Raw genomic sequence first — 26,424 nt, 5'->3', positions numbered from 1 at the left:
AAGGTTTTATGGATAACGGTCTTGAAAAGATACTTGAATTTATAGAGGAGGAAGATGCTAAGTTCATTCGACTTGCATTCAGAGATGCTTACGGAATTCAGAAGAATATTTCTGTTATGCCAAGTGAAATAGCAAAAGCATGTAAATTTGGAATACCTATAAATGCCAGAGAGATAGCAGGATTCAGAGACAGCGAAGAGTCAAGTCTTTATCTTAAACCTGATCCTACTACAATGGCCGTTCTTCCATGGAGACCGGACAGCGGAAGAGTTATAAGACTTTTCTGCGATGTATATACAGCTTCCGGAGAAAACTTTAGTCAGGATAGCAGATATATTCTTAAAGATGCGATGGAGAAAGCCAAGAAGGCCGGAATTAATTTCAAATTCGGTTCTGAGGCGGAGTTCTATCTCTTCAAGAAGGATGATGAAGGAAATGTAACAGATGAGCCATATGATAATGGCGGATATATGGATATCGCACCTCTTGATAAGGGTGAGAATATAAGAAGAGAAATCTGTCTTACCATTGAAAAGATGGGTCTTACACCTGAAAGATCTCATCATGAGAGAGGACCGGGACAGAATGAGATTGATTTCCATTATGGTAATCCTCTTAAAGCAGCCGATCAGATGACAACATTTAAGATGGTTGTAAATACAGTCGCTGACAGAAACGGACTTGTGGCTGATTTTTCTCCAAAGCCGATTAAAGATAAACCGGGAAATGGTTATCATATCAATCTTTATGTTAATGATGATAATGGCGAAGATCTTGCCAAATATGCTGCAGCGGGAATCATGGAAAAAATCAGAGAGATGACAGTATTTATGAATCCTGCATCTGACTCATATTCAAGATTCGGAAGCGGTACTGCACCTGACAGAGTAAACTGGTCTGAAACAGGAGATACTGAACTTATTCATATAGATAATTATATGGGTAAGACAAGAGTTGAACTTCGTTCACCTGATGCACTCAGTAATCCTTATCTTGTTTATTCACTTCTTATACATGCAGGACTTTACGGTATCGAGAATAAGATAGAATTACCTGCCGTAAATGATGAGAAGGGACAATTCTTACCTCAGTCAAAGAAAGAAGCAGCTCAGATAGCTGGAGAAAGTAATTTTATAAAGAGCATTTTACCGGAGGAATTAATTAAGATATATACAACAGTTTAAGGTGTACCGGAATGGCAAAAGATACAATAAGGCAGAAGTCGATAATGATCGTCGGCGGAACCGAGCAATTTAATACGATAGTAAAAAAAGCCGTTTCCGGAGAAAATTTTACGTCCATCGAGATTAAGAGAAGTGCTGCAGCGGCAAGGCGACTCTTCATGGAGAGACCATATGATATTGTGGTTATATGTTCCCCTCTTCCTGATGAATTGGGACATCAGTTTGCGCTTGATATCTGTACTTCTCATTCATCCTCTGTTCTTATGATAGCTCCGAGCGAAGTTACGGGAGATATATCGGAATATGTAACTAATTACGGAGTTATGGTAATGTCAAAACCTGTGGAATATGAGATGCTTAAGCGAGCGCTTAAATATCTGATAGCTATACAGGAAAGATTCCACAAGGCAAGACAGAGAGAGCATGAACTTGAAGGAAAACTTCAGGAACTGAAGATTATCAGTAGAGCAAAATGTCTTCTTATTGAGAAGAAAGGCATGAATGAAGCCGAAGCTCATAGATATATAGGTAAGCGCGCGATGGACGAAGGTCTTACAAGAAAACTGGTTGCGGAAGATATAATTGATAGTATGACATAATTATTAAACCTCTCATTTGATTTAAATGAGGGGTTTTTTGTTTGACACGGGATAATTCATAACATATACTGAGGCATAGTAAATGCGTGAATTCATAATGACCGGATCATATAAGATTGTTCTTTAATCTTTGGTTTTTTTGGATTGATGTTTCTAGGGTGAAAAAGGGGAAAGATATGAGGATAGCTGTCTGTGACGATGAGGAAAGATATCGTCTCGATGTGAAAAAAAGGATAGAATCTAATTTCAACAGTCTGGATATTCTGGTAGACTGCTTTTCGGATGGACGAGAACTTGTTAAAGCATTTATGAGAAAACCTTATGAGGTTGTTTTTCTTGATATTGAAATGCCTGAGATGGATGGGATCACTTTAGCTAAAAAGATAAGATCTTTAAGTGAAAGTGTCTATATTATCTTTCTTACAGGTCATGTGGAATATGCACTTGAAGGATATGAAGTTAATGCACTCAGATATCTGACAAAACCTGTTGATGAAAATAAACTTATTGAGGTTTTTAGATTTATTTCCGATAAGGCAAAGAAGAATTATCAGCTTCGTATCAAAGAAGACGGAGATGATATACTTATCAATATTGATGATATTATCTACATGGAAGCTCAGAACCAGTATATTTCAATCCATACCATAAATGGAGATCATCTTGTAAGATTTAATATATCAGAATATGAGAAAGAACTTGCTCCTTATGGATTTTTCAGGTGCCACAGAAGTTATCTGATCTCTCTTGGAAAGGTTAAGAGAGTTGGAAAAACCGATGCGGTTATGAAAGACGGAAATACGATTCCTATCAGTAGAAAAAATATTGTTAATTTGAAAAATGCTTTATATACATACATAGAAGATACATCAATATAACAATGGAGTGGACAACATGGGGGCTTATGGATTAAAAAGATTAATCGAGATAGGGATATATACATCTGTTGCTAATTTTAATTTTGGTTTGACACTGTTAGAGGTGATTCTTTGTATGGGTTGCCTTTTGGGATGTAAGATAGAGTTTTCTAAAAAAGCCAAAAGGAATATAGCTGTTTCATGGATATTATTCGTTGTGGCAGCTGATGTTGCGACATATCTTGTTATATACAGGCTTAATAAAATCGGCACAAGTATGGATGATCTGGTTTTTTATGAATATGTGGTCGATATATTTAATATCATCACTATCATTGCTCTGGGACTGATATTCTTCTTATCTGTTTATAAAGAAAAGAAGGTATTAAGGACTATTCAAAGTGCTGTTGCGGCTCTGTTTTTGATGCTCTATGAGGGCGAGATAGTAACATATGTATATACATATTTTATGGGTATGGAACTTGATACAGCAAGTTCATCACTTTCGGACCCGATGTCTGACGGAAGAGGATATATCATAATAGATATTGTATGTGGAGTAATATTCTTTTGTGTTTTATATTTCGGTTTTTATAAGAGAAAACTCTTTATTAAGATAGATCTCAAATATGTTTTATATTTTGTGATCTGGACAATTGTTCTTTATATTGTTCCTGCACTTCCTTTCACAAGTTATTTTGATGGTATCAGGCATGAGCGTGCAAAGGGAATGGTTACTGCCTTCCTTTTACTTATGCTTTCTATTGGTGTGCCTATCATTATCATTTTAGGCATTATGAAAAGACGTGTTAAGGAGAAAAATGAAAAGCAGGAATGCTATCTTGATGCTCAGCTTGAATATATAAGACAGTATAAAAATGCTCAGTCCGAAACAAGAGCATTCAGACATGATATAGTAAATAATCTTTCACTTCTTAATATGATGCTTGAGAATGATAAAACAGAAGAAGCAAAAGTTTACCTAAAAGAATTGATAGGCAATGTTTCATCGCTGTCACCAAAATATGTTACAGGTGACGAAGTGCTTGACAGTATAGTACTAATGAAAGTAGCAACCATGAAAGAGAAGGATATAGAGTATACTTCCGATGGAGTTATAGACGGAGGAATGCCTATGAGTTCTATGGATATTTGTAATCTTTTTGCCAATGCATTTGACAATGCTATAGAAGCCTGCGAGACTTTTCCTAAGGGCGCTGATAAATGGATTAAAATGAATATCAAAAGAAATGATATGTTCTATATCGTTAAATTATCAAACTCCAATATTGATGATTCTAACCTTGATGTTGAAAAACTGTTTGAAGGTGAAAGACAGTTTACTTCAAAATATGACAAGGATTCCCATGGCTTTGGAACACAGAGCATGAGAAAAACTGTCAAGAAGTATGGTGGTATGATTAAAGCCGACAAAGATAAATATAGTTTTAATCTTACGATTATGATTCCAAGAGAAACAAAAATTGTATAAAGATTTTCTTTAGTTTTTTGATCCGGTATTGAATCAGAAAACATTTTGCGCTACACTGGTTAACGAACGTTAAAATACATTTTACGACAGAATTTTTACTGATTACGACAAAATAAACTATTTTAAGTGAACGTTCGTTATTATCTGATTGTCGTTAAGACGTAGCATTACACATGGGAAATAAAAATGAAGGAGGCTGATGTTGAAAGATACGATCATTTCGGTTCCTGACTATTCTGAAGGGTTTCGAAAAGAACTCTATGAAAAAGCCATGAAGGCTAAAGCATTGAAGAATGTTGACAACAAATCGAGGAAAAAGAAGGTTAGGAAAAGAACTTTAGTGAAGGCAATTAAAGCAAAACAAAACAAAAAGTAATTTATATGTTGATGAAGTGGGGACTTCATATCATAAGCGAAAGGTTAAAAGTATAATATGTTTAAGAAGAAGATTAAGGGTAGAATTTCTTTAATTCTTGTTGCTATGCTCATGGCAACAGCTGGATGCGGAAAAAAAGGAAAAAATTCTAAAAAGGTTGAAGATAATAAAGAAGCAAATGTTGTAACGGAAAGTCAGTTTACAGGTGAAGATATTGAAATACCTACAACAGAATTTGCTTCATCAGGCGATTCATCCATAATAAAAGCAGTCAGCTATGCGGATAAGAAGAATGATGATTTCGAAAAATATATTGATGAAGAATTTGTAAATCAGGTTACTTCAAGTACAATAGCATATCATGACTGCATTACTAATGGTGACAACTTCGGTATAACAAAACCTAAGGACGTAAAATGGGACGAAGATAAGGTTGGCGACACAGTAGAAGAATGGATTGAGAACGAACTTAAGGGCATTGAAGAGTCGTATGATAAGCTTATCAAATTTGAAGGGGCAAAACTTACCGAAGATGAATATCTGACTTTTTTAGTATATAAAAGACAACTTGAGATAACAAAGGCCGGAATAAAGTATAGCGAATTTATATCACCATTCTTCCCGGGAAGAGGGATTCAGGCAGAAACCGGTGAAGCTCTTATGGAATATAGATTCAACAATAAAGAAGATGTAGATGATTACATTGAACTTATGAATAAATATCCTGACTATGTTGATCAGAATGTAAAATATGAAAAATGGCGCAATGAAAAAGGATATGTCTTACCGGAGGCAATGATTGACAGGGCTATAACACAGTGTGATGATTTTCTTGCTGAAAAAGAAAATAACTATGTCATAGTAGAATTCAACGGAAAGATTGACGCAGCGGATTTCCTTACTGCTGATGAGAAAGAAGAGTATAAAAAGAAAAATGTCAAAGCCATGGAAAATGTCTTCGAAGGATACGAAACGATCAAGAAAACTCTTGAAGAATCAAGGAGTCAGTCAGTAAATAAGGCTGTTGCAGAATACGAGAACGGTAAGGATTACTATAATGAATATATCATTCCTTATTTTGCTTCTACTGATAAGACAGGAGACGAACTTTGCGCTGAATTTGACAAACGTGCACAAGAAATTGCCGATGAAATGTCAACAATAGCTGAGCAGTATCCTGATGAAACGGAATATTTCTATAATCATGTGCAGGATGCATTTAAGGATATTGATACAAAAGATGTAGAAGAGATAGTAAATATTGCCATGGATAAGACACTTGATAATTATCCTGTTATCGATAAGATGCAGTTTAAGGCAAGCTATCTTTCGGAAGTATCATCAAAAATATTATCAAATACTCTGGCGTATTACCTGATACCTACACTTGATGAACCTGATAATAACATCATAAGGGTTAATTCCAATACATCAAGTGGAATGTGGGGAACACTTACTCACGAAGGATGTCCGGGACATATGTATCAGTTTAATTACTTCAGATCAACTGATGCAAGTAAACTCAGGAAGATCAGTCTTCCACTTGGATATATTGAAGGATGGGCTGTTTATGCAAGTTACAATGCATATGACGATTATGACTATCCTGATATGGAAAATGATGCTGTAATCGGTACACTTTTCAGACTTAATGATGAGCGTAATTATCTTATCAATGAACGAATAGAACTGGGCGTAAACTATGAAGGGTGGAGCGCCGAAGATATGGTAAAATACCTCAGTGATGTGCATTATATAAATGCATTAGAAGAAGGTTCTGATGAGTATAATCAGATGGTTGCAGCATTTGAAGAGCAGAGAAAAGGTATTCTTGCCGGAGATCCGGGACTGCTGCTCAGCTATTCACAGGGATATAATGAAATGAGAAATCTTAGAGAATACGCAAAAGAGAAGCTTGGAGACAAATTTAATATTGTAGAGTATCATAAAGCAGTTCTTGATGCAGGCCCATGTTATTACGATATACTTAAAGAACAGGTTGATGAGTACATAAATGAGACATTGAGCAAATAATCATAAAAAAAGTAAGATTCATGATACAGTTTTCACTGAAAATATTTATTATCAGTAATATGATATAGATATTTACAGTGAAAACTGTTTTTTTTATATAGATGGTATAAAAGTTCTAAATATCATTGTTTTTAGGGAAATATAGGTGTAAATATATAAGTAAAACTATTGGTGTGTGATCAGGAAAATATATAGATCGGATCCTAAAGACAAATGAATTAAATGGTCAGGTGAAAGTTATGGATGAGAAAAATTCTAGTGGATCAAAACTGGATATGGTAAATGGACCGATACTTCGGACGATGATTTTATTTGCGGTTCCACTGATGTGTTCAAGTATTTTGCAGCTTTTATTTAATGCGGCAGATACTGTGGTGGTTGGTCAATTTGCGGGTAAAACAGCGCTTGCTGCGGTAGGGTCAAATGGTGCCCTTATAAATCTTTTAACAAATCTTTTTATTGGTTTAAGCGTCGGAACCAACGTTCTTATAGCAAAGGCTGTGGGCGCAAAGGATACGGAACATACCGGAAAGATTGTTCATACATCCCTTGTTATAGGATTTTTCGGCGGAATAATACTTATGATAGTCGGTATGCTTTTCGCAGAGAATATACTCATTATCATGGATTGTCCAAGTGATGTTATAGATCTTTCCGTAACTTATCTTAAGATATATTTTATAGGACTTCCGGCTATGATGATCTATAACTTCGGAAGTGCTGTCTTAAGAGCTGTCGGAGATACAAGAAGACCACTCATTTTCTTATCAATAGCAGGAGTTGTAAATGTTATCTTTAATCTGTTCTTCGTTATTTGTTTAAAAATGAGTGTTGCCGGAGTAGCAATTGCAACTGTTATATCACAGTTTATGTCAGCAATCCTTGTTGTCATATGTCTCATGAAAGAAGAAAGTGATATAAAGCTTATTCCGGGTGAACTGAAGATAGATATGGATTCATTTAAGAGGATTCTTTTGATCGGAATACCTGCCGGACTTCAGGGAACTTTATTCTCACTTTCAAATGTTGTTATACAATCATCAGTCAATAAATTCGGATCGATCATTCAGGCGGGAAATGCGGCGGCTCAGAATCTGGAAGGATTTGTATATGTTGCAATGAATTCTTTTCATCAGGCAACCCTTTCTTTTACCAGTCAAAATGTTGGAGCAGGACGATATGACAGAACCGGCAAAATCCTTTTAAGAGGTATTATCGCTGTATTTGTTGTAGGACTGGTGCTCGGAGGTGCAGTAGTTCTTTCGGGAAATCAACTCTTAAAGATATATACTCGTAACAATGCTGAGCGTTCTTTGGTAATAAAAGCCGGATATAACAGACTTATCGTCGTATGCGGAACTTATTTCCTATGCGGAATAATGGATGTTCTTGTAGGAGCAATAAGAGGGCTTGGATATTCTATTCTTCCTATGATAGTTTCACTGGTTGGAGCATGTGGACTTAGAATATTCTGGTTAGAGACATTTTTTAAGATGAAGATTTTCCATCGTCCGTCTATGATTTACATAACCTATCCTGTTTCCTGGGCATTAACCATATGCGCTCACGTGGTATGTTATATGATCATACGGAAGAAATTCATGAAACATATGCAAAAAATGGACTTTGTAAAGTAAAATTGACAACAAAAAATAAAATGCAAAGAAAAAGTGCAAAAAATGCAAATTCGCATGTATGTTAAAATACTTGCCCTTATGATAAATTAAATACAAGCTAACTTATAGCTTACCCCCCCGAACATAACCGACATCCCCGGAGAAATATTTCGCCAATGTATTTCTTTGGGGATGTTAGCCATTAAATGCTTAATTAGATACCTGGTTCAAAGTTGATATATAGTTTTAAAGTGAAGGTTAGAACTACAAGGTCCGTGCAGGGGAGCATGTGATGCGGGCCAGGTTGAACACTTAGTAAGGCAGAGATTTTCAGGTCTCTGCCTTACAGCCATTTTGTTGTAAATATATGCGGATTTATGATATAATCTAAGTCACTTGGTTGCAATGAAAATGGGGGATATGTCGATAAAAAACGGAGGCATTCTGATGGGGAGTTTTGTTGTGATTGATCTTGAGATGTGTAACGTCTCGAAAGATAACAGAAAAGAATATCATTATAAAAATGAGATCATTCAGATCGGTGCGGCTTCAATGGATGATGACTATAAAATCTTAAGTAAATTTAGCAGTTATGTTCGTCCGGAGTATGGACGTATAGACAAGTTTATAAAGGATCTTACAGGTATAAGTCAGTCGGATGTTGAAAATGCAGAAGGAATATCCGAAGTACTTTCTAAGTTTTTAGCGTGGCTGCCGGAAGGTGAAGTCACTATGGTATCATGGAGTAAATCCGACAAATATCAATTGGTTCATGAACTCGAGGAAAAGAAGATCAGAATTGAACGAATGAATGATCTGTATGAAAACTGGTACGACTGCCAGCCTCTTTTTTCGGAAAAGATGAAAATGAGGAAAAATTATTCTTTGGAAGAAGCCTTGATTGCAACTGATATTGTGACCGAGGGACATGCCCATGACGGGCTTTGCGATGCATATAATACTGCCTTATTATTTGCAAAAATGAAAACTGAAACGGACTTTAAACTTAATCCGTATTATAAGACAGCACATGAAGATTCGAAGCCGGAAGAGCTTAAATATTCCTTGGCCGATCTTTTTGATAATATAAAATTTGATGAATAGCTGTAAGTATTACTGATAAAAAGATAATAACCGTAGTAGACTACAGATAATAAGAAAATAACTGTAATAGGCAACGGATAATAAGAAAATAACTGTAATAGGTTACAGATAAAAGGGGATAAAATGACTCACTTTGACATTTTGGGTATAGAACCCACAAAAGACGAAAAGATAATAAGAGATGCATATAGAGAGAAGCTTCTTGTGACCAATCCTGAGGATGATCCGGAAGGATTCAAGAGGCTCAGAGAAGCTTTTGATAAAGCTTTGGAAGAAATAAATAAAGATAAAAATTCCGCTGAGGATAATGATACAGAAGATGATAATCCTGTGAAAAGGATTATACGTAAAGTTGATGATCTGTATAACAATATTTATACAAGAAATGATCTTAAAGCGTGGGAGGAATGGTTTTCAGATCCTCTTATAACAGGGCTTGATACGGTAGACGAGGTTAGAAAAGAACTGCTCGTTTACTTAATGAAGCATTACAGTTTTTCGGCTGAAATGTGGGAAAAATTCGAAGAAGAATTCGGTATTATTCAGGATGAGGATGAACTTTGCAGAGATTTTCCGCCTGATTTTATTTCATACGTTATTTACAATATCAAGAATAAAAACTTCTTCCCTTACGATAAGCTCTTTTATATAAGGGATAAGGAAGAATATGAATTTATAAGAGAATTACCTCTTAGCGGTGAAGGCTGTATGGATCCTGAGGGTGTAGATAATGCAGATGACCGTTATATAAGACTTGCGGTTTCGCTTACCAATTATTTTTCAAATTATGATAGTTCGTATATTGATGACGGCGATAGAGATTCATATCTTGAAAAGATGAAGCAGAGCCTTATCACCATGAGTGATTATGAGGTTTTTTCACCGCTTGAAGCATCATATAAGATGTTTTTATATGCAGTTTCGGGAGAGAATGATAAAGCCGTAAGGATAGCCAAATTCCTTCTTGATGACTCACGACTTGATGAGATTGGATTCATGGCTGTAGGAAGTTCGCTTTATATTCTTCTCAGGGAAGAGATTAATAATCCGGGTACTGTTGAAGATTTCAGATTATATAAAAATGCGCTGGACAGGCTTTTCATTATGAATAATAATTATGCTTTCGGAATAGCTGCGAAAGCAGAATATCTTTATCTTGAGAATAAAGTCGAAGAGGCAGAGGACTGTATCCTTTCTGCTGTAGAGAAGAATGATGCAAGTATTCTTCTTAATGATACCAGAAAATTCATCGATTCTAAGATGTCTGATTATTATTCCAAAATGCTGGAAGAAAATCCGGAGGATCAGCATGCTAAGATCGAGCTTGGCTGGTGTAAACTTCGTGAAGACAAGATGGATGAAGTATATGAACTTCTTGATGGTTTTACGCCTGATGAGGAGAATGAATATAATTATTATAATCTTTATTCGAGATGCCTTGTCAGAGAAGAAAAATATGAAAAGGCCAAAAGTTATGTAAAACATTGGCATGAGATGCTGATGAATATACATGCAGATCTAAAAGATAAAAATGAAGCTGAGCTTTCTGATGAAGATAAGAAACGTCTTAGAAGAGTAGGTTACAGTTTCTATATGATGGCTATATGTGATGTGGCTAAAAATGATATCGACAAGATAGAAAAGAATCTGAAAAGCGCTATTGAGTATTGTACAAATGATCGTGAAAAGATCACATACAGAAGAGCGCTGGGACAGTTTTATCTTGATAACAGCAAATATAATGAAGCATATGATATCTATGATCAGCTTGTAGAAGAGGATGATAAATATCTTTTTGCAGTGGCAGGAAGACAGGAGGCAGCATTTTATCTCCATAGGGCTCAGCAGGTTATAGATGATTTCTATTATCTAATGAATTCAATTCCGGATTACAGTCCTGCATATGTATTTGCTGCAAAGATTTATTGCATTTATAAGCGTTTTCAGGATTTTGACTTTGTTATTGATAAGGCAAAGGAAAATGGAGTTGACAGCTTCAGACTAAGTGCTGAGATCGCCGGTAGATATCTGGTTGAGAATAAGGTTACGGAGGCAATTCTTATATATAGCCAGATCTATGAAAAAATAGATAAATGCCTTGCTAGTCCTGAGGAACAAAATAATGATCCTGAATTAAAGGGAATGGATTTTTATAATCCGAAAGACAGGGCTTCATTTTATGCGAATTATGGAAATGCACTTGTTAAGAAATCTAAAGAGCAAGAAGAAGACAGAACCATCTGCATTGAAAAGGCTTTAAAATGCGTTGAAAAAGGCATGAAAGATAATGACAAGAATATAAATGTCTATTGGCTCAAAATCGATATAACAGAAGAGGATAATGAGAAGGAACAGATTTATAAAGATATGGAAGAACGTTTCCCGAATAATCCATATGTTTATAAAGAATACAGTGATCTTTTGAAAAAGATGGGACGAAATGAAGAATCCATCGATCAGCTTTATAAAGCTGTAAAAGCAGTTCCTAATTATTCCCCTGCTCAGGATGCTCTCTCAGATCATTTTATGAATCTGCATAATGATAAGCAGGAGAAGCAGTATGTGGAAAAAGCTATCGAACATGCAAAGATGGCTTTGGAAGGTGATGATGACCCATATTATTATGTTTCTCTCGCACTGGCATATGAGGCTGCTTACCGTTTTGAAGATGCTCTTGAAGTTGCGGAAAAATGTGTTGAAGAATATCCGGATGATATATATGGATATAATGCAAAGGCTTATGCACTTGTTATGCTCAACCGTTTTGAGGAAGCTGAAGAAACATTTAAAAAAGGTATCGAAAAAAATACACAGAGGAATTATACCGCTCTGGAGTCTAATTATATACAGTGCCTGGAAATTCAGAAAAAATATGCTGAAGCAGTTGAATTTGCCTTGAATTGCATCGACAAATATAATATAAAATCTGCTAAACATTATGAGAAGATTGCCAGATTATATAAGAAGATGAAAGAATTTCCTGATGGTATCAAATATTATGCCAAGTCATATCTTATGTTTAGGGAGAAATATGCGGGTAAAGATAATGATGTTTCATCAATAAGTAATTTCTTTACATATAAGCTTATTAAAAAATGCTGGCCGCCTAAAGAATATAATATTTGCGATATGATCGATTATGAGCTTACTGTTATGGATCTTTATGTAGCAGCAGGTTATATCAGTATGTATAAGAAACAGGCAAAAGATATAAGAGGGCTTCTTAAACATCATATTAATATTTCAAAGCCTTATGATAAGGATGAAGTAATGAGTAATCTCAAAAGATATAGTGATGAGAGTTCCGCTTTATGTATGATAGCAAAGCATATGCTGTATATCAGGGATTATGAGACTTCTATAAAATGTTATAATAAACTGCTTGATTATTTCAAAATTACCAATAATGAAAATGGTGATATATCCGAATTATGGGTAGCTGATCAATATTTAAATGCGGCTGAAGTATATTATATGTCCGGAAGAAAAGATGAAGCCAAAAGATTGGCTCAGGAATTTAAGGACAGGGTAATAAAAGAAAGAGGAAGTATTGAGAATTACATTAGCTATGAGATAAAAGGACAAGTAAGACATGTAGATGCGGCTGCAATGTATTATTTTCTCGGAGAGAGAGAAAAGGCATTTGAACTTCTTGATAAGGTTCCGAATCTGCCGAGAGATAAGAGTAGCGAATGTTGCGAATATTATGAAAATTATATCCTTCTCGCAAAGATCAGTGAGAGTGAAGGACGTAAGGATGACGCGATAAAATATTATACCTATATCAGGGATAATATTGTGGATACCGATGTCGAGGTAGTTAATTCTCTCGAGGTTTTGAACGGTGCCAAAGAATTATATGACAGATAGGATGAAATTAGATTTATTTTATGATAATATGTCTGTCAGGAATATAGATACTGGAGGACGATAAAATTGATCATAGGAATTGATCTGGGAACGACTAACAGCCTTGCGGCATACTATACCGAAAACGGTCCGGTTATAATACCTAACAGATTAGGTAAAAGACTTACTCCGTCTGTCGTAAGTATAGATTCCGAAGGCGTTGTATATATAGGAGAAACTGCAAAGGAACGTATGGCCCTTTATCCTGATACATGTGCAAGTGTATTTAAAAGGGATATGGGAAGTGATAAGAAATATGTATTGTCCGGTAAAGGATATACAGCAGTTGAATTATCATCACTTGTTCTTAAATCTCTTAAAGAGGATGCTGAGGTTTTCCTTGGAGAAGAGGTTACGGAAGCTGTTATAAGTGTTCCTGCATATTTTAATGATGTTAGAAGAAAAGCTACCAAGAGAGCCGGAGAAATGGCCGGACTCAAGGTAGAAAGAATCATAAGTGAACCTACTGCTGCAGCAATTGCGTATGGTCTAACAAGTGATAATAAGCCTGCAAAGAATCTTGTATTTGATCTTGGAGGCGGAACTTTTGATGTGTCGATACTTGATTATTTTCACCCTATCCTTGAAGTACGTGCGGTAGCAGGTGATAATTATCTTGGAGGCGAGGATTTTACAAATGTTATCGAGAAGATATTTTATGAGAAAAATCCTGGCATCAATAAGGATGAACTTTCTGTAAAAGAACGTGAAAATGTACATAGAGAAGCGGAAAAAGCTAAGATTACTTTATCTGATGAAGCTGAGGCCGTAATGAAATGTCATATTGGTGACAGCATAGTTGAGACAACAATAACTCTGTCACAGTATGAGAGAGACTGCGAAGATTTATTTGAAAGAATAAGGATTCCGGTTAAAAGAGCACTCAGCGATGCGATGCTCAAGATTTCAGATATCAATAAGATTGTTCTTGTTGGTGGTGCGACTAAGCAGACAAGCATCAGAAGCTTTGTAAGTAAGCTCTTTAAGACATTTCCTGATACAAGTATTAATCCTGATGAAGCAGTTGCACTTGGCGCTGCCATACAGGGGGCTATCAAGGAAAGAAATGAATCAATACGTGAAGTTATCATGACTGATGTATGTTCATTTACTCTTGGAACTTCTGTTACGGTTGATCTTGGAGATCATCATCTTGAGAGTGGACATTACTGTCCGATACTTGAGAGAAATACAGTTATTCCTGCCAGCCGTACAGAGAGACTCTATACTGTAAGTGATAATCAGGAACATATCAAAGTTGATATTCTTCAGGGCGAAAGCCGAATTGCTAAGAATAACCTTCTGCTTGGTGTTCTTGAGATAAAAGTTCCTAAGGCGAAGGCCGGTGAGGAAGCTATAGATGTAACATATACTTATGATATTAATTCAATTCTTGAAGTAGAAGTTAAGTCTGTTTCTACAGGTCAGAAGGAAAGATGTATCATTAAGGGACAGTATACGGAAATGACCGACGAAGAGATTGAAGCAAGACTTAAGGAACTTGCTTATCTCAAGATTCATCCGCGTGATCAGGAGGAGAACAAGCTCGTACTTCTCAGGATGGAAAGGTTATATGAGGAAAGCCTTGGACAGGACAGAGCAGTTCTGGAAAATGCAACTCACAAATTCGAACTTGCACTCAGTACTCAGGATAAGAGAGTTATAGAGCAGGAGAGAAAGAAACTTACTGAGTTCATGGATGAATGGGAAGGTAAGTAATTAATATATTTGATTGGAGATACCGTATGGCTAAATCAGGAAATTGCGATACATGCTGTTATCTTGTCTACGATGATGAGATGGAAGAATATGTATGCGATGTAAATATGGATGAGGACGATTACGGTCGTTTAATGCAGACCAGCTTTAAGGAATGCCCTTATTATAAAGATGGCGATGAATATAAAGTGGTCAGACATCAGATGTAGGTTATTATTATGAAGAATGACATAAAGACAAATGTTATGAGAGTTCTCGACAGTAAGAAAGTAAAGTATAGCAGTCATACATATGAGCCGGATGCTACACTTCGAGGAGAAGAGATAGCAGCTATACTTGGCGAGGACGTGGAAAAGGTTTTTAAAACCCTTGTTACAGTCAGCAAGTCAGGGAAGAATTATGTATTCGTTGTACCTGTTAATGCTGAACTGGATCTTAAAAAAGCGGCTTCGGCTGCAGGTGAGAAAGCTGTAAGCATGATCAAACAAAAGGAACTTCTTCCTCTTACAGGTTATGTTCATGGTGGATGCTCACCTATAGGTATGAAAAAAATGTATCCAACTTTTGTGCACATTACTGCCAAAGAATATGATACAATATTTGTTAGTGCAGGAAGAGTGGGAGCTCAGGTAGAACTATCGCCTGTAGACTTAGCTAATACTGTAAAACTGGAATTTGCTGATATTATATAGTGATAAGTATATTTAATGCATGGTTTGAATCGAGGGGGGCAGTGTATAAATAATACTTTATTCGGTTAGTGGGATGGTGATAGTCATGAGTAAGCTGATTGATGTTGCAATCCGAAAGAATTATTTTGAGGACACAATAGTTCTTCTTGGTGATTTTAATCTTGCCGGACATAATCTTAATTATGTGATCAGAGTATCTTCGTATGGAACAAGATTTGGCGAGAACAAGGTCAGAGTTTATTTTGCACTTCTTGATGATACATTAAGACAGTATGATGAAGAAATTATAGATTATTCTGCCGATGAAGTAATACTTGATGAGAATCGTCTGCTTATAAGGACAGACAAATTCGAGATCAAGGATGTTGGTGAGGAGATAAGTGTATATTTTAATTATAAGACAATAATCTTTGACTTTAACATCAGATTCAAATGTGAAAAGATTCAAATAAAGCGATTTGGAAAACCTGTCGAAGGTGGAAAAGTAGATACGTATGCATACCCTGAGTGTATTACGGAAGGGCATGCTACTACAGATGATAAATATCATGAGATTCATGGAAAGCTTTTCTATGTGAGACATGCTCAAAACTTTGAGAATATTCTTACAAGGAAATTCAAGATAAATAGAGCTGTAGATGTGAACAGACCTCATTTTATGTTTGCATTTTATTCTCTTACAAACGGAAGAAAACTTATTCTCGGAAGTTTTACACATAAGGATGAGCATATAGATCAGCTGGGTATAATGATCCATATGGATTTTCATGAAAAGGATATTGAACCTCTCAGGAAATCAATTACCGAGTATATGAATCAAGAGAACAAAGAGGGTCTTATCTTAAAGTTAAATATCAATGCATTTGACAACAGATTTGCCCTAAAATGCAAGACAGCATTTAATATCAATGAGGGAATGTCACCGGCCGATCTGGAATTTACTATGTATGATAAATTCGTAAGATGCGGTGGTATATATGACAATGAAAAAGTCAGTGGCTACGGCTACATGGTACTTTTCTAAAATTGATGTGTTTCCTAAAAGTGACAAGTTTCGCCTCACATGAGCATATACCCATGTGAGGCTTCATAAATAATATAATGGAGTATATATATGAGAGATATTGATTACTTAAAATTATTAAGTGAAAAATACAGGAGTGAGAGCAGTGTTCAGGCGGAGATAATTAACCGCAAGGCACTGCTTTCGTTGCCCAAAGGTAATGAATACTTCTTCTCGGATATTCATGGTGAGTATGAAGGATTCAGATATCTTTTAAGAAGCTGTGCAGGTGTAGTCAGAAGTAAAGTCGATGAGACATTCGGAAGTCTGATGAAGGAAAGTGATCAGATAGAACTTTCAAGACTTATTGCTTATCCGAAGAAGGTACTTGCAAAGAAGAAGGCGGGTGGTGAACTTGACGATGATTGGTATAGGACAACGATCAGCCAGCTTATCGCTATCTGTAGAGTTGTGGGCGTAAAGCATACAAGAGCCCGTGTAAGAGAGATGCTTCCAAAAGAATTTGCACATGCAATCGATGAACTTTACCACGTAAATGAAAGTGATGAGAATAAACGTTTATATTACAGAGGAATCATTGATTCGGTTATCGCGGTTGGAGCAGGAGATGCATTTGTAACGGCATTATCGGATCTTATACAGAATCTTCTTATGAATCATCTTCACATAATAGGCGATATTTTCGATAGAGGACCACGTGCCGATATCGTTATGGATGATATTATGAATTTCCCTTATGTTGATATACAGTGGGGTAATCATGATATTAGCTGGATGGGAGCCGTTTCGGGAAATGAAGCCTGCATAGCAAGTGTTCTCAGGATTGCCACAAGCTATAACTGTTTCGATGTACTTGAAGATGGATATGGTATCAATCTCAGATCATTATCACAGTTTGCAAGTGAAGTATATGCAGATGATAACTGCGATGCATTTAAGCCTCATCTTCTTGATAAGAATAAATATGATAAAGTTGATTATGATCTTGCTGCAAAGATGTGTAAAGCAATAACCATAATCCAGCTTAAACTTGAAGGAATGCTCATCAAAAAGCATCCGGAATATAATCTTTCCGACAGACTTCTTCTTGATAAGATTGATTTCGATAAGGGCGTTGTAAAGATTGATGGTAAAGAATATCCGATGAATGATATAAACCTTCCGACTGTTGATAGGGAAAATCCTTATGAACTCTCCAAGGGTGAAGCAGAACTTATGAGAACTATTAAGTATTCATTTAAGCATTCCGAGAAGCTCAATAATCACATCAGATACATTTACACACATGGATCTTTATATCTTATCAGAAATAATAATCTGCTTTTCCATGGTTGCATCCCAATGACAAAGAAGGGAGAATTCATGGAACTTGTTACAAAGGATGGAGCATTTTCAGGAAAGAATCTTATGGACTATCTGACAAGGAAGATAAATGAAGCTTATTTCCTTGAAGATACGGATGAGAGAAAACAGGACGCGGTTGATATGATGTGGTATCTATGGTGCGGTCCGGTTTCACCTCTTTTCGGAAAGGATAAGATAACTACATTTGAACATGTATTTCTTTCTGATAAGGAACTTATGAATGAACCATACAATCCATATTATTCACTTTCGCATGAAGAAAAATATGCAGATAAGATATTCGACGAGTTCGGTATCAATCCAGATAAGGGTCATATCATCAACGGACATGTGCCTGTAAAAGTAAGTAAAGGTGAGAGACCTGTAAAGGCGAACGGTAAGCTTTATGTTATAGACGGAGGAATGTCTAAGGCTTATCATAATACAACAGGAATTGCCGGATATACACTTATATTTAATTCCCATCATCTTGCCCTCGGTGCACATAAGCCTTACGTAAAGGGTGAGGAAAATGTTGCTGATATTGAGATAACAGAGGTGATGAAACATAGACTTCTTGTGGAAGATACGGATGAAGGAGCGGAGATAAAGAAATTTATCGAAGACCTGAATGAACTCCTTGAAGCATATAGAAACGGTATCATCAAAGAAAAATAATATTTCAGCAAACAAAAGAGTCGTTAGCTCGTATGAACTAACGACTCTTTTGTTTGTTCAAAATTATTATGCTTCAGCTTTGGCTTTTTTCTTAGCTGCTTTAGCTTCAGCTGCCTTACCGCTTGGTCTAACAAGAATGAAGCAAACGAGTAAAGCGATTACATAAAGGATACCTGTTGCAATAAGTACATTCTGGTAACCCTGTGGATTGATCATTTCCATAACACCATCATGTTCAAATGGAACCATCTTTCCTGTGTGCTCAACGATATATGAAGCAAGCTGGTTTCCTGTAAGACCTGCAAATCCCCAAGCTGAAAGTGTGATACCATGGATCGCACTGATGCTTCCCATTCCGTAATGGTCTGAAAGAAGAGTAGGTACATTTGAGAAACCACCACCGTATCCGGCATTTACCATGAATACAAGTGCGAGTACGAGGAAGATGAGAAGGTTGTTGCCATCGCCCTTAACGATACCGCTTGTGCACATTACAAGTCCTGTAAATGCAATAGATATGATGAAAATAAGTTTGTAGATTGTATTTCTGTCCTTAAGTGAATCAGCCCATGCTGAGAATCCAAGACGTCCACCTGCATTGAAGATAGCAGATACAGATGAGATAAGTCCGGCTGAAGCAACAAGACCGATACATTTTACGATTGCCTTCTCCTGAGAGATAAGTGCAAGACCGCAAGTAATATTGATATAGAACATAAGCCAGATACCAACATAGTTGCCGATTGGCTTAGTCTTAAGTGTTTCCATGATAGAAGGCTTCTTCTCGCCTGCTGCAGGCTCATGCCATCCTTCAGGCTTCTTAAGAAGAACATGTCCAACGAACATCATTACGAAATAAACACCGCCGAGGATCCAGAACATCTTATAAACACCTGAGCCAACGTTTCCTGTTGTTTCTGTTCCGTCCTTCCAAGCATTAAGAAGCTTAGTCATAATTGGACTTGCGATAGCCTTAGCTGCACCGAAACCTGCTACTGCAAGACCGGTTGCAAGACCTTTACGATCCTTGAACCAAAGCATAAGTGTTTTAACCGGTGAAAGGTAACCTGTACCAAGACCGACACCCATTATGAAACCGTAACATACATAGATTCCTACCAGGGCTAGTTTGCTGCCTCTGTGCTCTCCGCCGTACATGATAAAGAAACCTGTTCCTACCATACCGAGAGTGAAGCATATAGTTGCTATGAGTGATGATTTGTGAATGTCCTTTTCAACTACATTTCCAAGGAATGCTGCTGACATACCAAGGAAGAAGATAGCGAAACTGAACGCCCATTCAACTGATTTTTTCTCGAAGCCAATGTAGTTGGAAATTTCCTGACTGAACACTGACCAGCAGTATACGGTACCGATACTGCAGTGAAGAAGAAGTGCAGGAATAGCGGCACGTAACCATTTGTTTTCTGGAATTTTCATTGAAAACGTTCCTCCCTATTAAATTTAAGCGCGCACACGACCTCGTTCCGTCTGTGCGCATACATTATCATTTATACATTTTTTGCGGGTTTTTGTCAATTTGAAATTGATAAACAGGTGGGTTAAATATAGGGTTTTGAGGTCAAATGTTTTTATTGCGTTTTTTCGTGGATTTAAGTATAATTTTCTTTGCGAGTCTATACGTAGATATAGATTTAAAAAGGTTATATTTTAGATGATTTTAAGGAGAGAAGCAGTATGGAAAAAAAGTATTTTCAGCCTGAGATCGAGACAATGCCTGTTGAAGAGATTAAGAAGTTACAGGAAGAGAAGCTCTTAAAGCAGGTTAAGTACGTATATGAGAATAATAAATACTACAAAAAACTTATGGATGAAAAGGGAGTAAAGCCTGAAGATATCAAGTGTCTTGCAGATCTTTCAAAACTTCCTTTCCTTACTAAAAATGATCTTAGAGAGGCTTATCCATATGGTCTTCTTTCAAGACCGCTCAGTGATTGCGTAAGAATTCATTCAACAAGTGGTACAACAGGTAAGAGGGTTGTTGCTTTCTACACACAGAATGATATTGATATCTGGGAAGAGTGCTGTGCAAGAGCTATCGTTGCTGCAGGCGGAAGTGAGAATGATGTATGTCAGGTTGCTTACGGTTACGGACTTTTCACAGGTGGTGCCGGACTTCATGGTGGCTCACACAAGGTTGGATGTCTTACACTTCCAATGTCTTCAGGAAATACTGAAAGACAGGTTCAGTTCATGCAGGATCTTGATGCTACAATCCTTTGCTGTACTCCATCATATGCAGCATATATCGGTGAGAAGATTGAAGAGATGGGTATTAAGCCTGAAGACCTTAAGCTTAAGGCAGGTATCTTCGGGGCAGAGCCATGGACAGAAGAGATGCGTCGCAGCATAGAGAAGTCACTCGGAATCAAGGCTTATGATATATATGGTCTTACAGAGATTTCAGGACCTGGCGTTTCATTTGAATGTGAAGCACAGAGTGGTATGCATATAAATGAGGATCATTTCATTGCAGAGATAATCGATCCTGAAACAGGTGAAGTTCTTCCTGAGGGACAGGAAGGTGAGCTTGTATTCTCAAGTATTGATAAGGAAGCATTTCCACTTCTCAGATACCGTACAAGAGACCTTTGTGTTCTTACAAGAGAGAAGTGCTCATGCGGACGTACACATGTTAAGATGTGCAAGCCGAAGGGACGTTCAGACGATATGCTCATCATTCGTGGTGTAAATGTATTCCCATCACAGATTGAGACAGTTCTTCTTAAGAAGGGATATACACCAAACTACCAGATCATAGTTGATCGTATCGGAAATGAAGATACATTTGATATCAACGTAGAACTTTCAGAAGAAAATTATAAGAAGATTCATGCAGCTGACAATGAAGAAGCTTCAGAGAGAGATCTTGTAAATGCAATGAAGACAATGCTTGGAATCAGACCAAAGATACATCTTCTTGCACCAAAGTCAATCGTTAGAAGTGAAGGAAAGGCTGTAAGAACAATCGATAAGAGAAAACTTCACGATTAATTGGATGTTATAAGCTATATGACATCCGTTATATGAATTGGTAATATTTACGGAATTATATAGAATAAGACAGTTAAGACCTTTATACATATATTTATGTGATCGAGCTCAAGACTGTCTTTTCTTTTATTCAAATATAAATTATTAAAGATTCTAAGCAGATTTTATAAAAATTGATGATTATTGTAAGGATTATGGGTATACTTTAAGGAGTAGCCTTGTAATGTATAAGAAGTAAGGAGGAACAAGGGGGATGGCAAAGGTTTTATTTATTAACGGAAGTCCGCATGCAAATGGTTGTACAGCAACTGCATTTCAGGAAATGATAGATATTTTTACAGCAGAAGGTGTTGAGACAGAGATTATTCAGATCGGAAATAAAGCTGTCAGAGGATGTATCGCATGTGAAACATGTAGAAAGAACAAAAAATGTGTCTTTGATGATATTGTTAATGAGACAGTTCCGAAATTCATGGAAGCAGACGGAGTTGTGATCGGAAGCCCTGTATATTACGGATCGCCTAATGGAAATCTGCTTTCGTTCCTTGATAGATTATTCTATAGTACATCATTTTCAAAGCATATGAAGGTTGGCGCTTCTGTAGTAAGTTGCAGAAGAGGCGGTAATACAGCGACTTATGATGTTTTGAATAAATACTTTGCAATCAGCGGTATGCCTATCGCTTCGAGTACTTACTGGAATCAGGTGCATGGACATACATCAGCGGATGTAAAGAAAGATCTTGAAGGACTTCAGACAATGAGAAATCTTGCAAGAAATATGGTATTTATGATGAAGGCTTTTGAAGATGCAAAAAGCAAATACGGTCTTCCTGAAGTTGAATCATCGGTATTTACAAGTTTTCCTGACGGAAAGTAGATTTAGATTAATATAAGTATTTTACAGGTATATAAGAGAAATATTATAAATGGAAGTTTGCAAAAATGAGTGACATAAAGAATAGTAAAGCTATAAAAAGATTTTTAAAATATGTAAAGATTGATACACAGTCGGATGAAAACAGCGGACTGCATCCAAGTACAGAAAAGCAGAAGGATTTGGGAAAGATACTTTTTGATGAACTTGAGGAACTGGGTGCGGAAGATATTTATTATGATGAAGAACATAATTATATTTATGCGATGATTCCGGCTACGGAAGGAAGAGAACATGATAAAGTCCTGGGCTTTATCTCCCACATGGATACTTCTCCGGAAACCGGCGGAAAGGATGTTAATCCGCAATTTGTTTATGATTATGACGGAAAAGATATAATCCTTAATGAAAAGGAAAATATAATCCTTAGTGTATCGAAGTTTCCTGAATTAAAAGATTATATCGGAAAGACTCTTATTACCACGGATGGAACAACACTTCTCGGCGCTGATGATAAGGCCGGAATTGCTGAAATAATGTCCATGGCGGAAGAATTTCTGAATGATATCAAAGAAAATACAGGAAAATATTCTCACGGAAAGATTGCTATTGCATTTACACCTGATGAAGAGATAGGTGAAGGAACAATGTTCTTCGATGTAGAAAGATTCGGAGCTGATTATGCATATACTGTTGACGGAGGTGCCCTTGGGGAGCTTGAATATGAGAACTTCAATGCGGCTGCGGCGTCAGTTAAAGTCAGCGGTCTGACTGTTCATCCGGGAGAAGCAAAAGATAAAATGCTCAATGCCATAAGAGTGGCTGAGGAGTTTGATCTAAGCATCCCTCAGAATGAAAGACCTGAATATACAGATGGATATGAAGGATTCTTTTATCTTATGAAATTCAGTGGCACAACAGAAGAAGCTCACATGGAATATATCATAAGAGACCATGACAGAATAAAGTTTGAGCAGAAGAAAGATATTTTAATTAAGACAGCGGAAAGATTAAATGAAAAATACAGATTGTTTAAAGAAGATGCGATTTCTGTAGAATTAAGAGATCAGTACTTCAATATGAAAGAAAAGATAGATCCGGATAATCTGTTTTTGATCGAGGATGCAAAGAATGCTATGAAGAAACTTTCTATCATTCCGAAGATAAGTCCGATCAGAGGCGGTACCGACGGAGCTTCACTTTCATTTAAGGGACTTCCGTGTCCTAATCTTTGCGCAGGAGGACATAATTTCCATGGAAAATATGAATATGTCTGCGCAGAATCGATATGTTCCATAACAGAACTTTTAATAGAAATTTCAATAGGTCGGAGAAATTAATCGATGGAAAAATACAGTATCACAGGAATGAGCTGTGCGGCATGCCAGGCTAGAGTAGAAAAAGCGGTGCTTGGAGTTGAAGGAGTTAAATCTTGCTCCGTAAATCTTCTGACTAATTCTATGGGTGTTGAAGGTGATGCGCCGGCGGAAAAAATAATTAAAGCTGTTGAGTATGCAGGATATGGCGCGGCAGTTAGTTCTAATGATATTAGATCAAATGCTTCGTCTAATTCGTATGCGGCAGAGGAAGAGGCTCTAAGAGATAAAGAGACACCGAAGCTTAGAAAAAGACTCATAGCATCTATTATATTTCTGTTGATATTAATGTATTTTTCTATGGGACATATGATGCTTGGATGGCCTATACCAAAGAGTATGTCAGGCAATCATGTTGCAATGGGACTTTTGCAGATGATTCTTGCAGTGATAATTATGGTCATCAATCAAAAGTTCTTTATAAGCGGTTTCAAAAGTCTTATTAAGGGTGCACCGAATATGGACACTCTTGTTGCGCTTGGATCATTCACATCATTTATATATAGTGTCGGCGTCCTCTTTATTATGACTGATTCCGTTGTAAAAGGCGGCACCGGCGAAAAATATATGGATGAATTTTATTTTGAATCTGCGGCTATGATACTTACTCTTATTACGGTAGGTAAGATGCTTGAAGCTTATTCAAAAGGTAAGACAACGAATGCCCTTAAAAGCCTTATGAAGCTGGCTCCGAAGACAGCAGTTATCTATAAGGACGGGAAGGAAAAGACAGTTTCCATAGATGAAGTAAAAGTCGGAGATATATTCGTTGTAAGATCAGGTGAGAGCATTCCGGTTGACGGAGTTATAATAGAAGGAAACTGTGCGGTAAATGAGGCCTCATTAACAGGCGAAAGTATTCCGGTTGATAAGACGGAAGGTGATGAGATTTCTGCTGCGACCATATGTGCTTCCGGTTATATAAAGGGTGAAGCAAGAAGAGTAGGAAGAGATACAACTCTTTCGCAGATAATAGAAATGGTAAGCGATGCAGCGGCAACAAAGGCACCTATAGCCAAAATTGCAGATAAGGTTTCAGGTATTTTCGTGCCTGTTGTAATAGCTATTTCTGTAGTAACATTTATCATATGGATGCTTCTTGGTTACGGCTCGGCTTTTTCTATTTCAAGAGCCATTTCTGTACTTGTTATTTCATGCCCTTGTGCCCTTGGTCTTGCTACACCTGTAGCTATCATGGTAGGAAATGGAGTCGGTGCAAGAAACGGTATACTTTTCAAAAATGCAGTTTCCCTTGAAGAGACAGGCCGTGCAAAAGCAGTTGTATTTGATAAAACGGGTACTATCACAAGCGGTGAGCCGGTTGTTACGGATATTTATGGAGCTGAAGGATTCAGCAATGATGACATTTTAAGATATGCTGTTTCTCTTGAAAAACTCAGCGAACATCCGCTTGCAAAAGCAATAGTAAAATACAGTGAAGCAACCGGTGAAGCAGGTTTAGAGGTAAAAGAATTTAAGGTCTATCCGGGTAACGGCCTTTCCGGAATGATAGAAGGAAAGCGTGTTGCAGGAGGAAATTTTGACTTTATAAATAAAAAGATTAAAATATCTAAGAAGGTTGAAGAATTATCAGCAGGATATGCTTCAGAAGGAAAGACTCCTGTTTTCTTCTCAATAGACGAGAAGCTTCTGGGTATAGTAGCAGTGGCGGATACTTTAAAAAATGATAGTATCGAAGCTATAAAAATGCTGAAAAAAATGAATATTGGGGTTATAATGCTTACCGGAGATAATAAAAGAACAGCCGAAGCTGTGGGAAAAGCCGCAGGGGTTGACAGAGTTATTTCCGATGTACTTCCTTCAGGCAAGGAGAAAGCTATCAGAGAGCTTAAAGAGGAGTATGGTAAGGTTATAATGGTCGGAGACGGAATAAATGATGCTCCAGCACTCACAGCAGCAGACATAGGTATAGCAATCGGTGCGGGTACTGATGTGGCTATTGATGCAGCTGATGTGGTTTTGATGAAGAGTAAGGTTAAAGATGTTGTATCATCTATAATATTAAGTAAGGCTACTTTAAGGAATATACATCAGAATCTTTTCTGGGCTTTTATCTATAATGTTATAGGGATACCTCTTGCAGCGGGGGTTTATTATCATTTGTGGGGAATAAAATTAAATCCTATGTTCGGTGCGCTTGCAATGAGTCTTTCAAGTTTTTGTGTTGTGACAAATGCTCTAAGACTCAATCTGATCAAACTTCCAAAAGATGAAAATATTTCTGATAATAAAAGTAATAAGACCGTTGTAGTTAAAATCAGCGGTATGATGTGTGAACACTGCGAGAAAAGAGTGAGAGATGCTCTTACCGCTTTTACTGCAGTAGAAAATGCCGAGGTAAGTCACAAAACTGGTAAGGCAATACTTTCGGTTAGTGAAGAATTAAACAGTGAAGATGTAAAGAAAGCTGTGACTGAAGTCGGATATAAATTCAAAGGATTAATATATAAATCATAATGAACAATAAAAAGAAGTTTACTAATATATTATTAAAGAATTTAATACTT

General features: G+C 36.8%; 19 protein-coding genes. 18 read left to right on the top strand and 1 reads right to left on the bottom strand.

Features of this window, described 5'->3' with window-relative positions; translation table 11 throughout:
* Nucleotides 1-8 precede the first annotated feature (8 nt).
* The 14 genes from B5D25_RS06500 to B5D25_RS06440 all read left to right on the top strand — a co-directional run bounded on the left by B5D25_RS06500 (nucleotide 9) and on the right by B5D25_RS06440 (nucleotide 18,628).
* Nucleotides 9-1,184 carry a glutamine synthetase family protein gene (locus B5D25_RS06500; RefSeq protein ID WP_078787149.1) on the top strand — a complete coding sequence of 392 codons (1,176 nt, stop codon included), beginning with the start codon at nucleotides 9-11 and terminating at the stop codon, nucleotides 1,182-1,184.
* 11 nt (nucleotides 1,185-1,195) lie between these two features.
* Nucleotides 1,196-1,783, top strand: coding sequence for an ANTAR domain-containing response regulator (locus B5D25_RS06495; protein WP_078787148.1), 588 nt, complete (start codon nucleotides 1,196-1,198; stop codon nucleotides 1,781-1,783).
* Between the two features lie 176 nt (nucleotides 1,784-1,959).
* The gene (locus B5D25_RS06490) at nucleotides 1,960-2,661 is read left to right on the top strand and encodes a LytR/AlgR family response regulator transcription factor (RefSeq protein WP_078787147.1); all 702 of its coding nucleotides are present in this window, start codon (nucleotides 1,960-1,962) and stop codon (nucleotides 2,659-2,661) included.
* Nucleotides 2,662-2,776: 115 nt separating this feature from the next.
* Nucleotides 2,777-4,132, top strand: coding sequence for a sensor histidine kinase (locus B5D25_RS06485; protein ID WP_159444099.1), 1,356 nt, complete (start codon nucleotides 2,777-2,779; stop codon nucleotides 4,130-4,132).
* Between the two features lie 202 nt (nucleotides 4,133-4,334).
* On the top strand, nucleotides 4,335-4,508 hold the full coding sequence (locus tag B5D25_RS12855; protein ID WP_159444098.1) for a hypothetical protein: 174 nt from the start codon (nucleotides 4,335-4,337) through the stop codon (nucleotides 4,506-4,508).
* 57 nt (nucleotides 4,509-4,565) lie between these two features.
* Nucleotides 4,566-6,542, top strand: coding sequence for a DUF885 domain-containing protein (locus B5D25_RS06480; protein WP_078787145.1), 1,977 nt, complete (start codon nucleotides 4,566-4,568; stop codon nucleotides 6,540-6,542).
* Between the two features lie 239 nt (nucleotides 6,543-6,781).
* A complete protein-coding gene (locus B5D25_RS06475; protein WP_078787144.1) occupies nucleotides 6,782-8,179 on the top strand; it encodes an MATE family efflux transporter in 1,398 nt (465 codons plus the stop codon).
* 426 nt (nucleotides 8,180-8,605) lie between these two features.
* A complete protein-coding gene (locus tag B5D25_RS06470) occupies nucleotides 8,606-9,262 on the top strand; it encodes a 3'-5' exonuclease (protein ID WP_159444097.1) in 657 nt (218 codons plus the stop codon).
* Nucleotides 9,263-9,385: 123 nt separating this feature from the next.
* Complete coding sequence (locus B5D25_RS06465; RefSeq protein WP_078787142.1) at nucleotides 9,386-13,132, top strand: J domain-containing protein; 3,747 nt, start codon at nucleotides 9,386-9,388, stop codon at nucleotides 13,130-13,132.
* Between the two features lie 66 nt (nucleotides 13,133-13,198).
* The gene (locus B5D25_RS06460; RefSeq protein WP_078787141.1) at nucleotides 13,199-14,890 is read left to right on the top strand and encodes a molecular chaperone HscC; all 1,692 of its coding nucleotides are present in this window, start codon (nucleotides 13,199-13,201) and stop codon (nucleotides 14,888-14,890) included.
* A gap of 26 nt (nucleotides 14,891-14,916) precedes the next feature.
* Nucleotides 14,917-15,099, top strand: coding sequence for a DUF6472 family protein (locus B5D25_RS06455; protein WP_078787140.1), 183 nt, complete (start codon nucleotides 14,917-14,919; stop codon nucleotides 15,097-15,099).
* Nucleotides 15,100-15,108: 9 nt separating this feature from the next.
* Entirely contained in the window at nucleotides 15,109-15,582 is a 474-nt protein-coding gene (gene ybaK, locus B5D25_RS06450; RefSeq protein WP_176755089.1) for a Cys-tRNA(Pro) deacylase, read from the top strand.
* An 85-nt stretch (nucleotides 15,583-15,667) separates the two neighbouring features.
* Nucleotides 15,668-16,606, top strand: a complete 939-nt coding sequence (locus B5D25_RS06445; protein WP_078787138.1) for a hypothetical protein — start codon at nucleotides 15,668-15,670, stop codon at nucleotides 16,604-16,606.
* 90 nt (nucleotides 16,607-16,696) lie between these two features.
* Nucleotides 16,697-18,628, top strand: coding sequence for a fructose-1,6-bisphosphatase (locus B5D25_RS06440; RefSeq protein WP_078787137.1), 1,932 nt, complete (start codon nucleotides 16,697-16,699; stop codon nucleotides 18,626-18,628).
* A 66-nt stretch (nucleotides 18,629-18,694) separates the two neighbouring features.
* Here the strand turns inward: B5D25_RS06440 and B5D25_RS06435 are convergent, their stop codons facing one another.
* On the bottom strand, nucleotides 18,695-20,068 hold the full coding sequence (locus B5D25_RS06435) for an OFA family MFS transporter (RefSeq protein WP_078787136.1): 1,374 nt from the start codon (nucleotides 20,066-20,068) through the stop codon (nucleotides 18,695-18,697).
* Between the two features lie 258 nt (nucleotides 20,069-20,326).
* Between B5D25_RS06435 and B5D25_RS06430 the strand changes: the two genes are divergently transcribed.
* The 4 genes from B5D25_RS06430 (at nucleotide 20,327) to B5D25_RS06420 (ending at nucleotide 26,374) form a co-directional block, all read left to right on the top strand.
* On the top strand, nucleotides 20,327-21,643 hold the full coding sequence (locus tag B5D25_RS06430; protein ID WP_078787135.1) for a phenylacetate--CoA ligase family protein: 1,317 nt from the start codon (nucleotides 20,327-20,329) through the stop codon (nucleotides 21,641-21,643).
* A 253-nt stretch (nucleotides 21,644-21,896) separates the two neighbouring features.
* Complete coding sequence (locus B5D25_RS06425; protein ID WP_078787134.1) at nucleotides 21,897-22,523, top strand: flavodoxin family protein; 627 nt, start codon at nucleotides 21,897-21,899, stop codon at nucleotides 22,521-22,523.
* A 65-nt stretch (nucleotides 22,524-22,588) separates the two neighbouring features.
* Nucleotides 22,589-23,860 (top strand): peptidase T, encoded by a 1,272-nt coding sequence (gene pepT / locus B5D25_RS12725; RefSeq protein WP_090168493.1) that lies wholly within the window; start codon nucleotides 22,589-22,591, stop codon nucleotides 23,858-23,860.
* A 3-nt stretch (nucleotides 23,861-23,863) separates the two neighbouring features.
* Nucleotides 23,864-26,374 (top strand): heavy metal translocating P-type ATPase, encoded by a 2,511-nt coding sequence (locus B5D25_RS06420; protein WP_090168490.1) that lies wholly within the window; start codon nucleotides 23,864-23,866, stop codon nucleotides 26,372-26,374.
* The last annotated feature ends 50 nt before the right edge of the window (nucleotides 26,375-26,424 follow it).

The sequence above is a fragment of the Eubacterium ruminantium genome, assembly GCF_900167085.1.
Lineage (GTDB): Bacteria > Bacillota > Clostridia > Lachnospirales > Lachnospiraceae > Eubacterium_Q > Eubacterium_Q ruminantium.
This window is presented reverse-complemented; position numbering and strand designations above follow the sequence as displayed.

Coding starts and splice junctions, on each gene's coding strand:
- ybaK (WP_176755089.1), top strand. CDS start 15,109: ATGAAGAATGACATAAAGACAAATGTTATGAGAGTTCTCGACAGTAAG.
- B5D25_RS06495 (WP_078787148.1), top strand. CDS start 1,196: ATGGCAAAAGATACAATAAGGCAGAAGTCGATAATGATCGTCGGCGGA.
- B5D25_RS06500 (WP_078787149.1), top strand. CDS start 9: ATGGATAACGGTCTTGAAAAGATACTTGAATTTATAGAGGAGGAAGAT.
- B5D25_RS06485 (WP_159444099.1), top strand. CDS start 2,777: ATGGGTTGCCTTTTGGGATGTAAGATAGAGTTTTCTAAAAAAGCCAAA.
- B5D25_RS06470 (WP_159444097.1), top strand. CDS start 8,606: ATGGGGAGTTTTGTTGTGATTGATCTTGAGATGTGTAACGTCTCGAAA.
- B5D25_RS06430 (WP_078787135.1), top strand. CDS start 20,327: ATGGAAAAAAAGTATTTTCAGCCTGAGATCGAGACAATGCCTGTTGAA.
- B5D25_RS06490 (WP_078787147.1), top strand. CDS start 1,960: ATGAGGATAGCTGTCTGTGACGATGAGGAAAGATATCGTCTCGATGTG.
- B5D25_RS06435 (WP_078787136.1), bottom strand. CDS start 20,068: ATGAAAATTCCAGAAAACAAATGGTTACGTGCCGCTATTCCTGCACTT.
- pepT (WP_090168493.1), top strand. CDS start 22,589: ATGAGTGACATAAAGAATAGTAAAGCTATAAAAAGATTTTTAAAATAT.
- B5D25_RS06465 (WP_078787142.1), top strand. CDS start 9,386: ATGACTCACTTTGACATTTTGGGTATAGAACCCACAAAAGACGAAAAG.
- B5D25_RS06440 (WP_078787137.1), top strand. CDS start 16,697: ATGAGAGATATTGATTACTTAAAATTATTAAGTGAAAAATACAGGAGT.
- B5D25_RS06425 (WP_078787134.1), top strand. CDS start 21,897: ATGGCAAAGGTTTTATTTATTAACGGAAGTCCGCATGCAAATGGTTGT.
- B5D25_RS06455 (WP_078787140.1), top strand. CDS start 14,917: ATGGCTAAATCAGGAAATTGCGATACATGCTGTTATCTTGTCTACGAT.
- B5D25_RS06480 (WP_078787145.1), top strand. CDS start 4,566: ATGTTTAAGAAGAAGATTAAGGGTAGAATTTCTTTAATTCTTGTTGCT.
- B5D25_RS06475 (WP_078787144.1), top strand. CDS start 6,782: ATGGATGAGAAAAATTCTAGTGGATCAAAACTGGATATGGTAAATGGA.
- B5D25_RS06445 (WP_078787138.1), top strand. CDS start 15,668: ATGAGTAAGCTGATTGATGTTGCAATCCGAAAGAATTATTTTGAGGAC.
- B5D25_RS06420 (WP_090168490.1), top strand. CDS start 23,864: ATGGAAAAATACAGTATCACAGGAATGAGCTGTGCGGCATGCCAGGCT.